At 37.6% G+C, this 13,156-nt stretch carries 22 protein-coding genes; 20 read left to right on the plus strand and 2 right to left on the minus strand.

Annotated elements, in window-relative coordinates; genetic code table 11:
- Positions 1-159 precede the first annotated feature (159 nt).
- The 3 genes from JZO70_RS10155 to rpmG all read left to right on the plus strand — a co-directional run bounded on the left by JZO70_RS10155 (position 160) and on the right by rpmG (position 3,159).
- On the plus strand, positions 160-2,274 hold the full coding sequence (locus JZO70_RS10155) for a penicillin-binding transpeptidase domain-containing protein (protein ID WP_207673455.1): 2,115 nt from the start codon (positions 160-162) through the stop codon (positions 2,272-2,274).
- A 139-nt stretch (positions 2,275-2,413) separates the two neighbouring features.
- Entirely contained in the window at positions 2,414-2,890 is a 477-nt protein-coding gene (locus JZO70_RS10160; protein ID WP_207673456.1) for a glutathione peroxidase, read from the plus strand.
- Positions 2,891-2,994: 104 nt separating this feature from the next.
- On the plus strand, positions 2,995-3,159 hold the full coding sequence (gene rpmG, locus JZO70_RS10165; RefSeq protein WP_430748895.1) for a 50S ribosomal protein L33: 165 nt from the start codon (positions 2,995-2,997) through the stop codon (positions 3,157-3,159).
- Positions 3,160-3,256: 97 nt separating this feature from the next.
- On the opposite strand, the gene JZO70_RS10170 is transcribed toward rpmG, so the two are convergent.
- Positions 3,257-4,432, minus strand: coding sequence for a tyrosine-type recombinase/integrase (locus tag JZO70_RS10170; RefSeq protein ID WP_207673458.1), 1,176 nt, complete (start codon positions 4,430-4,432; stop codon positions 3,257-3,259).
- A 68-nt stretch (positions 4,433-4,500) separates the two neighbouring features.
- Entirely contained in the window at positions 4,501-5,145 is a 645-nt protein-coding gene (locus tag JZO70_RS10175) for a helix-turn-helix domain-containing protein (protein ID WP_207673459.1), read from the minus strand.
- Between the two features lie 161 nt (positions 5,146-5,306).
- Here JZO70_RS10175 and JZO70_RS10180 point away from each other — a divergent pair, with 161 nt between their 5' ends.
- The 17 genes from JZO70_RS10180 (at position 5,307) to JZO70_RS10260 (ending at position 13,096) form a co-directional block, all read left to right on the plus strand.
- Entirely contained in the window at positions 5,307-5,522 is a 216-nt protein-coding gene (locus JZO70_RS10180; protein WP_207673460.1) for a helix-turn-helix domain-containing protein, read from the plus strand.
- Positions 5,523-5,804 carry a hypothetical protein gene (locus JZO70_RS10185; protein WP_207673461.1) on the plus strand — a complete coding sequence of 94 codons (282 nt, stop codon included), beginning with the start codon at positions 5,523-5,525 and terminating at the stop codon, positions 5,802-5,804. It abuts the gene before it with no gap.
- A 108-nt stretch (positions 5,805-5,912) separates the two neighbouring features.
- Positions 5,913-6,194 carry a hypothetical protein gene (locus JZO70_RS10190; protein WP_207673462.1) on the plus strand — a complete coding sequence of 94 codons (282 nt, stop codon included), beginning with the start codon at positions 5,913-5,915 and terminating at the stop codon, positions 6,192-6,194.
- 129 nt (positions 6,195-6,323) lie between these two features.
- Positions 6,324-6,518: a hypothetical protein gene (locus JZO70_RS10195; protein WP_207673463.1), complete on the plus strand. Its 195-nt coding sequence runs from the start codon at positions 6,324-6,326 to the stop codon at positions 6,516-6,518.
- 10 nt (positions 6,519-6,528) lie between these two features.
- Complete coding sequence (locus JZO70_RS10200) at positions 6,529-6,816, plus strand: hypothetical protein (protein WP_207673561.1); 288 nt, start codon at positions 6,529-6,531, stop codon at positions 6,814-6,816.
- Positions 6,817-7,053, plus strand: a complete 237-nt coding sequence (locus tag JZO70_RS10205) for a hypothetical protein (RefSeq protein WP_207673464.1) — start codon at positions 6,817-6,819, stop codon at positions 7,051-7,053.
- Between the two features lie 13 nt (positions 7,054-7,066).
- Entirely contained in the window at positions 7,067-7,438 is a 372-nt protein-coding gene (locus tag JZO70_RS10210) for a hypothetical protein (RefSeq protein ID WP_207673465.1), read from the plus strand.
- A gap of 18 nt (positions 7,439-7,456) precedes the next feature.
- The gene (locus JZO70_RS10215) at positions 7,457-8,242 is read left to right on the plus strand and encodes a hypothetical protein (protein WP_207673466.1); all 786 of its coding nucleotides are present in this window, start codon (positions 7,457-7,459) and stop codon (positions 8,240-8,242) included.
- Complete coding sequence (locus tag JZO70_RS10220) at positions 8,242-9,534, plus strand: DnaB-like helicase C-terminal domain-containing protein (protein ID WP_207673467.1); 1,293 nt, start codon at positions 8,242-8,244, stop codon at positions 9,532-9,534. Before JZO70_RS10215 ends, JZO70_RS10220 begins: the two co-directional genes overlap by 1 nt.
- Positions 9,531-9,836 (plus strand): hypothetical protein, encoded by a 306-nt coding sequence (locus JZO70_RS10225; RefSeq protein ID WP_207673468.1) that lies wholly within the window; start codon positions 9,531-9,533, stop codon positions 9,834-9,836. Before JZO70_RS10220 ends, JZO70_RS10225 begins: the two co-directional genes overlap by 4 nt.
- A gap of 233 nt (positions 9,837-10,069) precedes the next feature.
- Positions 10,070-10,345, plus strand: a complete 276-nt coding sequence (locus JZO70_RS10230; RefSeq protein WP_207673469.1) for a hypothetical protein — start codon at positions 10,070-10,072, stop codon at positions 10,343-10,345.
- A gap of 88 nt (positions 10,346-10,433) precedes the next feature.
- Positions 10,434-10,574: a DUF2292 domain-containing protein gene (locus tag JZO70_RS10235; protein ID WP_207673470.1), complete on the plus strand. Its 141-nt coding sequence runs from the start codon at positions 10,434-10,436 to the stop codon at positions 10,572-10,574.
- Positions 10,575-10,671: 97 nt separating this feature from the next.
- A complete protein-coding gene (locus JZO70_RS10240) occupies positions 10,672-11,139 on the plus strand; it encodes an ArpU family phage packaging/lysis transcriptional regulator (RefSeq protein ID WP_207673471.1) in 468 nt (155 codons plus the stop codon).
- A 19-nt stretch (positions 11,140-11,158) separates the two neighbouring features.
- Complete coding sequence (locus JZO70_RS10245) at positions 11,159-11,641, plus strand: ArpU family phage packaging/lysis transcriptional regulator (protein ID WP_242703890.1); 483 nt, start codon at positions 11,159-11,161, stop codon at positions 11,639-11,641.
- A gap of 4 nt (positions 11,642-11,645) precedes the next feature.
- Positions 11,646-11,858, plus strand: a complete 213-nt coding sequence (locus JZO70_RS10250) for a hypothetical protein (protein WP_207673472.1) — start codon at positions 11,646-11,648, stop codon at positions 11,856-11,858.
- A 392-nt stretch (positions 11,859-12,250) separates the two neighbouring features.
- Positions 12,251-12,508 carry a hypothetical protein gene (locus JZO70_RS10255; protein WP_207673473.1) on the plus strand — a complete coding sequence of 86 codons (258 nt, stop codon included), beginning with the start codon at positions 12,251-12,253 and terminating at the stop codon, positions 12,506-12,508.
- A gap of 12 nt (positions 12,509-12,520) precedes the next feature.
- Positions 12,521-13,096, plus strand: a complete 576-nt coding sequence (locus tag JZO70_RS10260; protein ID WP_207673474.1) for a hypothetical protein — start codon at positions 12,521-12,523, stop codon at positions 13,094-13,096.
- The last annotated feature ends 60 nt before the right edge of the window (positions 13,097-13,156 follow it).

Genomic DNA, 13,156 nt, shown 5'->3' on the forward strand with positions numbered 1-13,156 from the left:
TTTTCAGTGAGATCTGAAAATCTAAAAATCTTTCTGTGAAACAGAGCGGACAACTACTAAAAAAAGCTTAAACTAAAGAGTAATTTAACCGATTCTTCTTTTTAATCAAAATAATTTCGGCTACAATAGGAAAAGCAGACAAAACGAAAGGAATTTCCTATGAAACAAACAAATCCATTCAAAAAAGGATTCGACAAATTAAAGGCGGCCGATGAAGTAGGCCGCAATCAAAATAAAAGCCATGTACCGTTTCGCTTAAACTTTCTATTCTTTGTTATTTTCTTCTTATTTATTTTATTAGTGGGACGTCTAGGCTACCTGCAGATCGTTAATGGGGAGCAGATGCAGGAGCAGTTGAAAGCTTCGACAACAATCAAGGTCACCGGAAGCACGCCACGCGGAACAATTTACGACGCTAAAGGTGTAGCGTTGGTGGATAATCAAGCTAACTCGGCGATTACTTTTACTCGCGGAAATACCATGGAAGGCAAAGATATATTTGCGTTGGCAAACACTTTGAATGCCTTAATTGATGTACCTGCAGACGATAAATTGACTGAACGCGATAAGAAGGATTACTGGTTAGGCGATCCGGAACACTTGCAAGCAGCCGAAGATCGGCTTTCATTTAAGGAAAAAAATCTGGATACAACCAACGAATACCAAAAACTGGTAGACAAGGTGACAGATGAAGAAATTCAATTTGACGAAAATCAATTAAAGGCTGCGACGATCTTCAAACGGATGAACAGCGCGTCAGCATTAAGTACGGTTTTCATAAAAAATGAAGGAGTAACCAACGAAGAGTTGGCAGTTGTTGCCGAACGTGCTGCTGAATTGCCTGGTGTCTCCACCGGTAAGGATTGGCAGCGCAGCTATAACAATGAGGTAGATGATTCTTTACGCAGTATTTTAGGAACAGTCTCTTCGGTTCCAGCTGAAGAATTGAAGGAATATTTGAAAAAAGGATATGCCCGCAATGACCGTGTCGGTACCAGCTATTTAGAAAAACAATATGAAGATGTACTGCAAGGTAAAAAGAGTGAATACGAGGTTTCTTTAAGCCAGGAAGGCAATGTGACTGGTCAAACAGAAATCAGTCCAGGTGAGAAGGGCTCTAACCTGATGCTGACCATTGACACTGAATTCCAAAAGAAAGTAGAAGAAATTGTTAAAAACCATTATCAAACATTAGTGGATAATGGGCAGGCGCAATATTCACCTGGAGTTTATGCTGTTGCACTAGACCCTAACAATGGACAAGTCCTGGCAATGTCGGGTTTCCAGCACAAGGTTGGCAGTAAAGATCTTGAAGAGTTTTCATTAGGAACGATTTTGAATAACTTCGAACCGGGTTCCGTAGTTAAAGCTGGAACCGTAACAGCTGGTTACGAAACTGGTGCAATTAGCGGGAACGATGTATTAATTGATGAACCGATCAAGTTAGCCGGGACAGCGTTGAAGGGTTCGATTTACAACAAAGTAATTGGCTATCAGATACCGTTGGATACCGTTAAAGCATTAGAAATATCTTCCAATGCTTATATGATGCAAATCGTATTAAGAATGCTGGGTGTTAATTACAGTTACAACATGACGTTACCGGAAAGTGCCAGTTCAGAAGAAATGTACAATAAACTGCGGGGTGCTCTAGCTGAGTATGGTATGGGTGTTAAAACCGGAATTGATTTACCCGGTGAATCCTCCGGTATTGTAAACACCAATTTCGGTGAAGCTAATGCCCCAGGCGGCGGGAATTTATTGGACTTATCCTTTGGTCAGTATGATACTTATACTGCCATGCAGCTGGCTCAATACGCTGCAACTGTGGCTAATGGCGGTACACGAATTGCCCCACATGTTGTTAAAGGAATTTACAGCAATAATGAGAGCGGCGGTTTAGGTGATTTGCAAAAAGAAATCAGCGGCCAAGAGCTGGAGAAAGTCAATATTACACCTGAACAAATGGGAATCATCAAGCAAGGTTTCTATCAAGCTGTTCACGGTAATGATGGATATACAACCGCTCGCGACTTGCAAACTGCAGCTTTGGATACATCCGCAAAAACTGGTACAGCGGAAACTTCGGTAACCGTGAATGGGGAAGTTGTTCAAACCATTAATAGTAATTTAGTCGCTTATGCACCGTCTGACGCACCAAAAATTGCGATTAGTGTGATGCTGCCAAACTTATCAGTGGACCATGATGACACCAATAAAGCAATTGCTAAAGATATTATCAATGCCTATGCTGAAATGTATGGAGCAAATTAGAGAAAAGGTCAATTGATCTTTTCTCTTTTTTTGATCAAAATTTGAATAAGATTGGTAATTATCGAAACAAACCAGTAGGTGAAAGTGAATAACAACAGGTATACTCGTAGAAGACCACAAAAATAGGGAGGAATTATTTATGGGGATTTATGATTTTACGATTGAGCAGACAGACGGCTCAACCAAAGCAATGACGGATTATCAAGATACGGTTTTATTGATTGTAAATACAGCAACTGGCTGTGGGTTCACCCCTCAGTATGAAGGATTGCAAAAACTATACGAGGCATACCAAGAAAAAGGCTTTGAGGTTTTAGATTTCCCATGTAATCAATTTGGGAATCAAGCCCCTGGCAGTAATGAAGACGTAGCGACTTTTTGCCAGCTGAATTATCAAACCACTTTTCAAACATTTGGTAAAATTGACGTGAATGGTGAAAACGAAAATCCGTTGTATACGTATTTGAAGACGGCGCAAGGTGGTTTACTTAACAAAGACATCAAATGGAATTTCACCAAATTTTTGATTGACCGTCAAGGAAAAGTTGTAAAGCGCTACGCACCGCAGACAAAGCCAGAAGAAATTGCAGAAGATATCGAAGCGCTGTTGAGCTAACGTCAAGTAGAACTACTTAACAAAATTGACAAAAATACTAGTCAAACCTAACGAAACATGGTATGATATTCAAGTCTGAGAGTCATCTTGGAAGATTGCTATGTATGGGAGGGAAAAACATGCGCGTAAACATTACTCTACAATGTACTTCTTGTAAAGAACGTAACTACCTAACGAATAAAAACAAACGTAACAACCCTGATCGTTTGGAAAAGAAAAAATACTGCCCACGCGAACGCAAAGTTACTTTGCACCGTGAAGTTAAATAAGCTTTTTAGATGTGAGCTAGAACCCTTGTCGTATAAGGATTCTAGCTTTTTTATTTTGCCTAAAATTCGGACTGATTACAAAATTGATTACAATAAGCTAAAAATTGGCGAATTTTATCAGCTTTTCTACTGTTTCAGCTTTCACCTTATCTGTGACATGTGTGTACACGTTCATAGTCATTTCAATAGAACTATGGCCAAGACGTACTTGTGCTTCTTTCATGGTCGCTCCAGCTTCAAAAAGCATTGAAGCATGTGAGTGTCGATAGCCATGGACGCCTACTCGGTGAAGTTTGTTTGCATCTGCCAGTCGATTCGCTCGCTGATAGATATCTTGCCGTATCATTCTTTCACCATATACATCCGTGAACACACCATCAATAGCTTTTACTCTATTGGAGAAAAGCATTTTCCGCTGCAGCAATTGCCAGCGTTTGATTATCTGCATAGTCTTTTCATCCATAGGAATAACTCTATTAGAACTCGGAGTTTTAGGTGGTGAGATAGTGTATCCAGTTCTTGTGTTAGTTATTGTCTTGGTGATAGACAAAAGTTTATCTTCGAAATTGAAATCAGAATATTCCAGGGCTAATGCTTCTCCCGATCTCATACCAGAGAAAGCTAGCAAGCGAAACAGTGCTCGATCAAACTCAGAAAAATACTTTTTGTACAAAGAAGAATTTTTGTTTGCGACAGCCTTATTGTCTAAATGAGCCATGATTGTCTGAATTTGATCTTTAGTATAGAATTTCAGCTTCTTTTCTCTAGGTCCCTTCTTTTTCGGCCGGATAATATGCAGGAATGGATTTTTTACAATCAATTCCAGGTGAACAGCATAGTCCATAACTTTAGAAGCATACTGCAGCATGATATTATAATGCTCGAATTCTTCAGCCCACTGATTCACGGTTTTCTGGCAAAGTTTCATATCGATTTTACTGATGGATATTTCTCCAAAAGTTGGCAAAATGTGTAGCCGGAATGTTCGCTCAGTAGCTACATAGGTTGTTTCTTTGACAGTCTTTTTGTAGCTGTCAAACCATAGTTCGTAAATCTCCTGAAATGAATTATCAGGAGTCTTTTTGTTGAACTCACCTCTATCAAAGGCCGCCTTCAGTTTAGTTGCTTCAAGCTTGGCAGCTTTCTGGGTAGGGAATCCTCGGCGAGTAACACGAACTTGCTTGCCTTGATCGTCCATCCCTAGATATAAGGAATTGAACATCCAAGCTTTGGTTCCATTCTGTTTTTGGTATTGTTTAAAAGTTTTTGACATTTTAATTCTCCTATCTGACCTGGGGCAAGGGGATAGGTGTTTTATCGATGCAAATAAATTATCATTTGCTAAAAATTAAAAAGTGAAGATTGTAATTCCAATGAGAAGAATTCGAACAAGGACTCAGGATCGTCTGAATCAAGTGCACAATATTTACAGATTTCCGTAACTCTCGTAATGAGTGTTTTTTTTAAGTCAGCAATCAATACGGCATTTATTTCTTTCTTCAAGTCAGTCTGAAATGGAGTTGGTATTGCTTCCCAAAATTTCGCAAATTCGGTATCCAGGTTACTTTTTATATGAAGCTTTCTAATATCGTATGGGTCGCAAAGATCCCATTCAGTTTCTTGGGAGCATTCGAAATCAAAAGTATTAGTTACACTATTCTTCTCTAAAACCTGAACGAACAAATCTAAATCCAAATCGGAAACAATGATTTTATCGACTCTATTTTTATCATTTTTATACCCGTTAACTTTAACGTTGCTCAAAATCGTGCTGAATTTTAAGTCATATGGTAAATATGAAAAAAACATATCTGGCGTGACATCGAGAACTTGGCAAATTTTGTTAATTGTTTCTAGCTGAATCATTTTCCCATCATTTTGTGCAGTTGAGGAAATTGTATTTTTAGAAATACCGGTTTTGAATGAGAGAGTACTGTTTTTAACACCGCGCTCGCTCATCAAAATAGATAAATTATTCCTGATCATATAGCTACCTCTTTTCTTAGACTTATAAACAGAGTTTACAACGAAATGTATTATTTCACAAGGTAATTATCATTTATACAAATATACTTGTACAAATCACTACATCGTGGTATAGTTCTTTTTGTACAAGAATACTTGTACGAATTTAAGGAGGGTTGGTTGTGAAGAATAATCTATCTAAATTGCTTGGTGAGCGATTGATAAAAGTTTCGGATGTATACAGAGAAACGGGGATTAGTAAAACAACTTTAACTAATTTGTATTATCAACGTTCAACAAATGTTCAGCTGGAAACATTGCAAAAGATTTGTGACTTCTTACAAGTTCCATTGAGCGAATTGATTGAGTATTTGCCGGAAAAAAGTGAGGTGAAGTAAATGACTTATACACCACGAGAAGAACAGGAAGTTATTATCAGCTATGACAGGGAACTGGACGAATGGCACTATTATGGTGATTGTCCCCCGTTAAATAGAAAATGGCGTGCTCGTGTGCAGGCTACCCTGGAAATGGTGGAGGGAAATGGGCAGATCACATTACTGGAAGGAGTGATTAGTGGCAATGTAATTATTAAGGCAAAGCAAAAGCTGAGTGAAGAACAAAAAGCGATTAATGCAGAGCGACTCAAACAAGCCAATCAAGCCAGAATCAAATCTTAGTCCATAGAGTCCAGAGTAAGCTGTAAGAAATTACCATGAAATATCTTTCTAAGGTATTTATGCCCGAAGCAAATAAGTCTCGTATTTACCAGTAAAGAAGGTGAGAAAATGGCAGAAGTGAAAATATTACTTGCTGATGATCAAGAAAGGGAACTAAAAAAATATTTTTATCAAGTAGCAGTAGACACACTGCAGCAAGCGAAGAAAGATTTTAATCTCGATCGAGATCTAGTAAACAGGACAGAAATTCAAGAATGGTTGGATGTAAGCCCCCAATTTCTAGATGAATTACTAGTCCAAGGGCTACCGGTGACGTTGATTGGAACGAAGAAATACTTTTTTTCTAAGCAAGAAGTTCGAAAATGGATTATTAACTACAACAAAAAATAAAATGACCTGGGGCGAAAGGTTTTAATCGAAAGTTGTAATCACCAAAATGGTGAACCAGAAAAAGTTAATCGTGTAATTGAGCGATATGAACTTAAGAGAGTTATTGGAAGAAACGAAAGGAGAATTATTGTGGATCAAGAGACAATAAGAGCAATTGAATTGGACAGGAAGAAAAATCGAATTCTAAGCAATCTGACTATCGCATTTTATGATTCAAATTTGGAAGATGGTAAAGACTTAGTACTGGAAGCTTCGGGAGAACTTGAAGAGCTAAAAGCACAGTATTATGGAGACAAATCGACAGTAGTAGAAGACATTGAGTAGGAGAATAGACATGAAGGAGGACAAAAGAAAACCCTTATCCCAAATAGTCTTGGCGGACAGGGATAAAGGCACATCAAATAGGAACAGATCCTATATTCTTTTGTCCATTCTATCACAGAGAGGACAAAAAATCATGAACAAGAAAAAGAATTTATTTATTTTAGTATTTCTAATAGGGAGTGCAGCCACTTTGCTACCAACCCTAGGGAAAATCTTGTTATTTACTACAGCAGCTGTTTATCTATTTATGGTATTCGACGAATGGGATTATAACAAAAGAAATGGGGATGCTAAGTAAATGACGAAAGCAAAAACTTCTAAAGAATTGATAGATGCTATTTTTTTAGCCACTAACGATGCTGGAGAAATAGAAAGTGCACTACATGGATTATCTCAGTTCGTTTTTCACAGTATCGAAGGGGGATCTGCAACTAGTGCTGATTTGGGAGCATTGAGAGGGCTTGTTGCCGCAATATCAGCTTTAGCACAAGATCACTTGAGCAATTTAGATAAAATTTATTCAGATTTGGATTAATTGGAGGTGTTTGATGGTGGAGCCTATTATTCCAGGAGGAGCCATACTTGTTGCAAGAAAATTGAATAATAGTGCTATTTTCGAAAAGCCACTATTGTACCTGAAGGTATGGATTTATCTTTTGACGCAATCACAGCACAAAGATTTCAAGGAACTAAAACGTGGACAGATTTTTACATCGATTCCACAGATTCAAAAAGCTGTTTCTTGGAAAGTCGGATTCAGAACTGAAAGCGCGAGTAGAAATCAAATATTGAATATTTTAAATTGGTTACAGAAGCCAAGCGCTGGTAATAATCAGTCTCCGTTGATTGTCGTGGAAAAGGCAGCAACTGAGATGCTTATCACTATTTGTAACTACGATTCTTATCAAATAGATCAGTAGTAGGGTGGTGATATTAAGATGGTTAAAGGTGCATTTCAGACCAGCAGAGAGATTTTTGAAAATCCGATTTGGACGGATGTAGTTAAATTCCGAATATTTTTCTACATCTACGGAAATGCTGTCTTCGCTGATGATGGTGCCATGGTTGCGGGTGTTCATTTGAAAAGAGGTCAGTTTCTAAGGTCGTATAGGAACCTGCAAAATGACTTGGCATACAGGGAAAAAAGAGGGTATAAGCAATACTCGCTTAATACTATAAAACAGAAAATTGATCAACTTGTAAAGGAAGGACGAATCAAAATTGAAGTCACCGATTACGGAACACTGTTTACCGTAGTGAATTATGAGGAATACCAAGGGTTTGGACGTTACGAAAAACCGTTAAGTGAACGCCAAAAGAACGGCAAGAGAACGCAAAGTGAACGACAAGTGAACAATAATAAGAATGATAAGAATGTTAAGAAAGATAATATACCGTCAAATCTTGCTCTGAAAGATCGCTTCGAATTACTTTGGAAAGTCTATCCAAATAAAAAAGGGAAAGACAAGGCGTTCAAAGCCTATTGCAAAGCAATCAAGGAAGGTGAAACCGATGATATTATTATCAAGGGTATCAACAGTTACACAAAGGAAATTCAAATTAAGCAGACGGAAAAAAGATTTATTGCCCATGGATCAACCTGGTTTTCTCAAAGAAGATGGCAGGATGAATATATTACGCAATCAAGCGATAACTTTAACCCACTGCCTGAAAAGCGGGCAGCTGCAATTGAAGATATAGATAGTCTGAGGTGGGATGACTGATGAATCAAGAGTTTAATTATGAAATGCGTTTAGCCGGTGATCTGCTTTGCCACCCTAAAAGGATTATTGATCTGGATGTTAACCTTTCTTGGTTCAAGATGGAATCAATTAAAGAAATCATCCGAGCGATCAAAGAGACTAACGGCAGTGAAAAGGCAGTTGAAGATATTATGAGAAGAATCAAGGCTAACAATCCACTGTCTACGATGGACACTGATCAATTGCTAATTCTAAAAGATCCTGCAGAGAACTTGAGGGAAGATATAAGCCAATTTTTCGCTGACCAAATCCATAAGCAATACGTTCAGCAGAAATTGATAGAGACAGCCGAACGATATGCAAAAGAACCTAAGCAGTCTCTGCTAGACTATATTGCCGAATTGAAGGAAGAGCAAGAGGAGCTGCTAAGCGAACAAGATGATGGGGATATTCTCAAAGGATTAAACGAGTTTATTTCCCGGATGGAAGAATCTACCTCACCATTCGTTGAAACCTTTGGAGGTGATCTAGACAAATATTTAGGTGGAGGACTCGTAGGAGGATCATTATACGTGATTGGTGCTAGGCCTGCCGTGGGCAAGACAGCAATGGCTTTGAACTTAGCTGATAACATTGTCTCAAAAAACGAAGGCGTGACTGTCGGGTATTTTTCTTTGGAAATGCCACTGGACCAAATGATGAACAGATATGTTGCTAAGCGAAGCCGTATAAACTCATACCATCTAAGAAATCCGATGCGGTTCCGAGAAGCATTTCCTAAAGAGGATAGAGTGAAAGCAATTGAAACCTACAAACGAATTGCTCAGCTGCCGATTAAAATCTACACAGCCCAAAGTTATCGCAATCTAAACAAAATTATCCGGACGATAAAAAGAAATGCATCAAGTGGCGAGTACGTGCCTATTATAGATCATGCCTTATTGATTGATGCTGGATTAGCTAAGAATGACCGTAGGCTAAACATGATAGAGATCACTAAGCGACTCAAAGGGCTTTCCAATGAATTGAATATCCCCATCGTCTTACTTACACAATTGAATCGTGAAGTTGATAAGGTTACTAAAAAACCGGTGCTTGCGGATCTCCAGGAAAGCGCAAGCTTCGAACAAGATGCCAATGTAGTTATGCTGCTTTATCTAGAAGACTTAGCGGATCGCTCAAAACTATGGGTAAACATAGCCAAGAATAGAGATGGAAATGTAGGTGAGCTGCCATTCAAGTTAATTGGTCGATATGCTGATTTTAGTTTTGATTATGATCGATACAGGTCAAAGGGAGGAGCTAAACGATGATATTAGGAACTGAAACGTGGAAGGAAAAGCGGGAACAAGCCAAAGAGCGTTTAAAATTTGCAAAGCAGCAAAATGAGGTTGCGAAATGTAAAGCTGCAGCTTGGGAAATAGAGTTTTGGGGAAGAGTGAGTATTTTGAGCAGTAGGATGCAGGATTATTGCTACTCAGATGAATGGCTAGTTAGCCAAATTCAAAATACCTTGTTTGCAGACGAAAGATATTTCGTGGAGTTGGCCGCAAAAAATCGGGAGTATGGTTTAATTCCAAAAAGAATTAGAGAGTTGCTAAATGACCAATGCTGAGTATCTAGAGATTTTCCGATGCGAGCAACTTATTAGGACTCCCACAGTTAGGTTGTTGGAGGAACAAATCCGGATCTTATCTAGATTGAGTGGATTCTTCAGGAGTATCAACGAGATAGAGTTAAGCCGATATTGTAATCGAGTAGCAGAAGAAACAAAGTGGGAATCAATAAGTTTAGCAGAATACGAAAAAGCTCATGGAACAATATCTTTAAATTTAGGAGGATAGAAAAATGGAAGAACAATCAAAACTGAATGTAGCAACTAAAGAAGAACTTGAAAGCTTATCAGTAAGCCTGAGTACATCGATTTGCCAAATTGATATGCTTAAGAATTACCTTGATTTATTAAGCCTTAATTTTCAAATGAAGAAGGATCATGAGAGCTTAGTCGAGTTGCACATGACATTATTTGACGAAAGAGCGTTAGGTAATATGAGTGAGATACTTTCCAATCTCAATGATGTAATATATGGTGTTTCTTGCGCTTTAGATGGTAATAATGAGTAGATAAATCACTCGTGAGATAAAGATTAATGCTCTAGTATTAACACAGAAAAAATAGCCAAATTGAAGGCAGCAGAAGGAGATTTGACTCATGAAAAATGATACACTATATTTAGATACCAACAGTAAGACGGAAACTATCGAGCTCCCAAAATTTGGTGAGATTCGTTTAATTGTTCAAAATGGCAAAGTGATTCGTACGGAGACAACAATTTCTCAAAAAATTGAATAGTCTGACTGGAAAACCAGAGGACATAAGAGGTTAGTCGAATTTTCGGCGGACCCCTTATGTTCTCTTTTTTTGTTTAGTGATTTGGAGGTTGAATAGATTGGGATTTGATATAGCAGAATTTTTATGTCCGGAGATAAAAGATGTCGATATCCGTAGTACCAAAAAGAATGTTGGTATCTTCCTAAGTGCATACCTGGCTTATAGACAGCGTGTTGGCCAGCCAAGAGAGCCAAAAGTAACAGCTTCTTTATCACTTACTCCAATTTCATCAAATCAGGTAAGTAAACAAGCTGAAGAAATACTAATCTATAACGAAGAAATAAAAGAAAAATTTCTCGAATTACATGAGCAATTCGTTTTAGGTTTTTCTGCTATTGAACATCCTTTTAAACCTGAAATAAGCAAAAGGAAAAAGAAAATATTTTATGATCGCTACATTTTAGGGTACTCAGTATATGTAACAGCAGAACGAAACCATGTAAGCGAAGATCTTGTTTCTCAGGAGTCAACAAAATGTATTGTTCAGTTTGCTCACGCAATTGGGATGATTATTGCCAAGAAATAAAATGGGAAGGGTGAATCTCTTGAAATTTAATATAGCCAAATATCAGAAGCCTGACCCAGATGAAATAGATTGGGAAGTCACCAGAAAAAATTTTTCTGTATTTGTTAATGCCTATCAAATTTCAAGGGAACGTGTTGGTCAAACAAGAATGCCTAGAGTTACACAATCGTTTAGCTTAATTCCTCCATCAACAATCAATCAGGGCTGCGGGCAATCTGAGGTTTTACTTATTCAACATGAAGATGCCTTAGAAGAGTTCAATGAACTACATAATTTATTTGTCCAAGGCTATTCGGCTATATCCCATGTCAAACCGGATAAGTCAGAAAGAAGAAGGAAAATATTCTTCTTGAGATACTTTAATAACCTGACTCTTAAAGAAATATCAGAACGAATTTTTTTTGGGAGAGACGTAATCATCAAAGAATCAAAAGAAGCAATGCTGCAATTTTGCACTGAACTTGAGCTGGTTGTTTATAAATCTGAAATAAGAAAGGGGTGATCGCATGAAAGTTTATGAAGATATTATTTACCAGCATTTGCTGAGAGAATTTATTGAGAAAGCCAAAGCTTTGAAAAAGGATGAATTACTAAACAGGCGAAACTTATCGGTAGCTAGAGTCGTTCTCAAATTGGCAGCTCAGAAATATGTTTTAGATCCAATATCAATTAATGATTTTATTAAAATCTTCGAAAGGCAAGTTGCTAAAGAGGATTAAAGCACTAAGCGGAATTGTAGAAACAAACTTAACCCAAAACAAGAAACAAAACTCAATTATGCTGCTTAGATGGATATTTAGGTTCCAGGTATATCAAAGTATGGTTGCAACCTTTAGGGGTGCAAAAAAGATGCAACCAAAAGTAACGTTCGAATAGTAACGCTAAATTTGCACCATGTTTTTTGTTCAGAAGTATGTTGAACAGAGAAATGTAGTACTACAAAAAGTACTCCAAATGATTAAAAGTACTACAAAAGAATCAAATCCTGTTCTGACAACGATAAAAACCTGTTCATTGCAGTACTCACTGAGGTAAATGCTAGTAAATTAATGGGGCTCATGATGGTACACTATGGCGATCAATTAACGAAAAAAGAAAGAAGGAAACAATTATGACTGAAGAAAGCAAAATGATTTCTCAAACAAACGGCACAGACGTTCAGAGAATGGCTAAAGTCTTAGGTAATGAATACGGGCTCACTCCATCACAGATTGCCCGATTAGAAGTAGAACAATTAGAGGATCAAGAATTATTAGCTAGAGAATTTAGAGCAGAGAATACCAATACCGCTAAACCTGGTGAAATGGGAAAAAGAATCGCAAAACGAGCCTTTGGAAATCGTAGCAAAAGTAAATATTTTAAAGACTAGGAGCTGAAACAGATGGCAGACAATTACAAAAAAATAAATGAAATTACTGAATCAATCAAACTCATGCAGCAGCAGTATCACTCTATGCGCCAAGAAATGAGTGAAGCCCAAAAAGAAATCGATGCATTAAATAAAGAACTTGAGATTTCACCAAGCTTCGGAAAGACTAAGGAACTGAGCATTTTAGAAGATGGATATCTAAAGTATAAAAAAATGTGCGAAGCTTTACACGAAAAAATTACAGCGGAAAAGGCAAATAAGTCTGAAGAATTATCTCGATTAACCCGCGAGATTATTCTATCACAAGTTAAGCATAATTTTGATGAAAAGCAAAATGAAGTTACCAACAAGATTTATGAATCAGCGAAATTGATTTTGGCAGCAGCTGTTGAAGTTTATGACTATAAAGAAACAGCGATTGCACAAGCTGTTGAAGAAATAGAAAGTAAAACTGGTATTAGCCAGTACTTATCTGAAGGTGAAAGCACAAATGCTGTAGGCGCTGAGTGTGCAAGGGAACTTGAAGCTAAAGTACTGACAATGCCTGCCAGAGATGTGCTTGAGAATATTGAGAAGAACTACATTTAGAGTACTATCTAAAAAAATAAATAAGTTCTTCAAATCGAAGACGTAAGTTTTAGAAAGGAG

Origin of the sequence: Candidatus Enterococcus moelleringii, assembly GCF_017377575.1 — a bacterium.
GTDB lineage: Bacteria > Bacillota > Bacilli > Lactobacillales > Enterococcaceae > Enterococcus_A > Enterococcus_A moelleringii.

What these genes read in the sequence shown, in the direction of transcription:
- JZO70_RS10155 (WP_207673455.1), top strand. Translation starts at nt 160, where the DNA reads ATGAAACAAACAAATCCATTCAAAAAAGGATTCGACAAATTAAAGGCG.
- JZO70_RS10160 (WP_207673456.1), top strand. Translation starts at nt 2,414, where the DNA reads ATGGGGATTTATGATTTTACGATTGAGCAGACAGACGGCTCAACCAAA.
- rpmG (WP_430748895.1), top strand. Translation starts at nt 2,995, where the DNA reads ATGGGAGGGAAAAACATGCGCGTAAACATTACTCTACAATGTACTTCT.
- JZO70_RS10170 (WP_207673458.1), bottom strand. Translation starts at nt 4,432, where the DNA reads ATGTCAAAAACTTTTAAACAATACCAAAAACAGAATGGAACCAAAGCT.
- JZO70_RS10175 (WP_207673459.1), bottom strand. Translation starts at nt 5,145, where the DNA reads ATGATCAGGAATAATTTATCTATTTTGATGAGCGAGCGCGGTGTTAAA.
- JZO70_RS10185 (WP_207673461.1), top strand. Translation starts at nt 5,523, where the DNA reads ATGACTTATACACCACGAGAAGAACAGGAAGTTATTATCAGCTATGAC.
- JZO70_RS10190 (WP_207673462.1), top strand. Translation starts at nt 5,913, where the DNA reads ATGGCAGAAGTGAAAATATTACTTGCTGATGATCAAGAAAGGGAACTA.
- JZO70_RS10200 (WP_207673561.1), top strand. Translation starts at nt 6,529, where the DNA reads ATGAAGGAGGACAAAAGAAAACCCTTATCCCAAATAGTCTTGGCGGAC.
- JZO70_RS10205 (WP_207673464.1), top strand. Translation starts at nt 6,817, where the DNA reads ATGACGAAAGCAAAAACTTCTAAAGAATTGATAGATGCTATTTTTTTA.
- JZO70_RS10210 (WP_207673465.1), top strand. Translation starts at nt 7,067, where the DNA reads ATGGTGGAGCCTATTATTCCAGGAGGAGCCATACTTGTTGCAAGAAAA.
- JZO70_RS10215 (WP_207673466.1), top strand. Translation starts at nt 7,457, where the DNA reads ATGGTTAAAGGTGCATTTCAGACCAGCAGAGAGATTTTTGAAAATCCG.
- JZO70_RS10220 (WP_207673467.1), top strand. Translation starts at nt 8,242, where the DNA reads ATGAATCAAGAGTTTAATTATGAAATGCGTTTAGCCGGTGATCTGCTT.
- JZO70_RS10225 (WP_207673468.1), top strand. Translation starts at nt 9,531, where the DNA reads ATGATATTAGGAACTGAAACGTGGAAGGAAAAGCGGGAACAAGCCAAA.
- JZO70_RS10230 (WP_207673469.1), top strand. Translation starts at nt 10,070, where the DNA reads ATGGAAGAACAATCAAAACTGAATGTAGCAACTAAAGAAGAACTTGAA.
- JZO70_RS10235 (WP_207673470.1), top strand. Translation starts at nt 10,434, where the DNA reads ATGAAAAATGATACACTATATTTAGATACCAACAGTAAGACGGAAACT.
- JZO70_RS10250 (WP_207673472.1), top strand. Translation starts at nt 11,646, where the DNA reads ATGAAAGTTTATGAAGATATTATTTACCAGCATTTGCTGAGAGAATTT.
- JZO70_RS10255 (WP_207673473.1), top strand. Translation starts at nt 12,251, where the DNA reads ATGACTGAAGAAAGCAAAATGATTTCTCAAACAAACGGCACAGACGTT.
- JZO70_RS10260 (WP_207673474.1), top strand. Translation starts at nt 12,521, where the DNA reads ATGGCAGACAATTACAAAAAAATAAATGAAATTACTGAATCAATCAAA.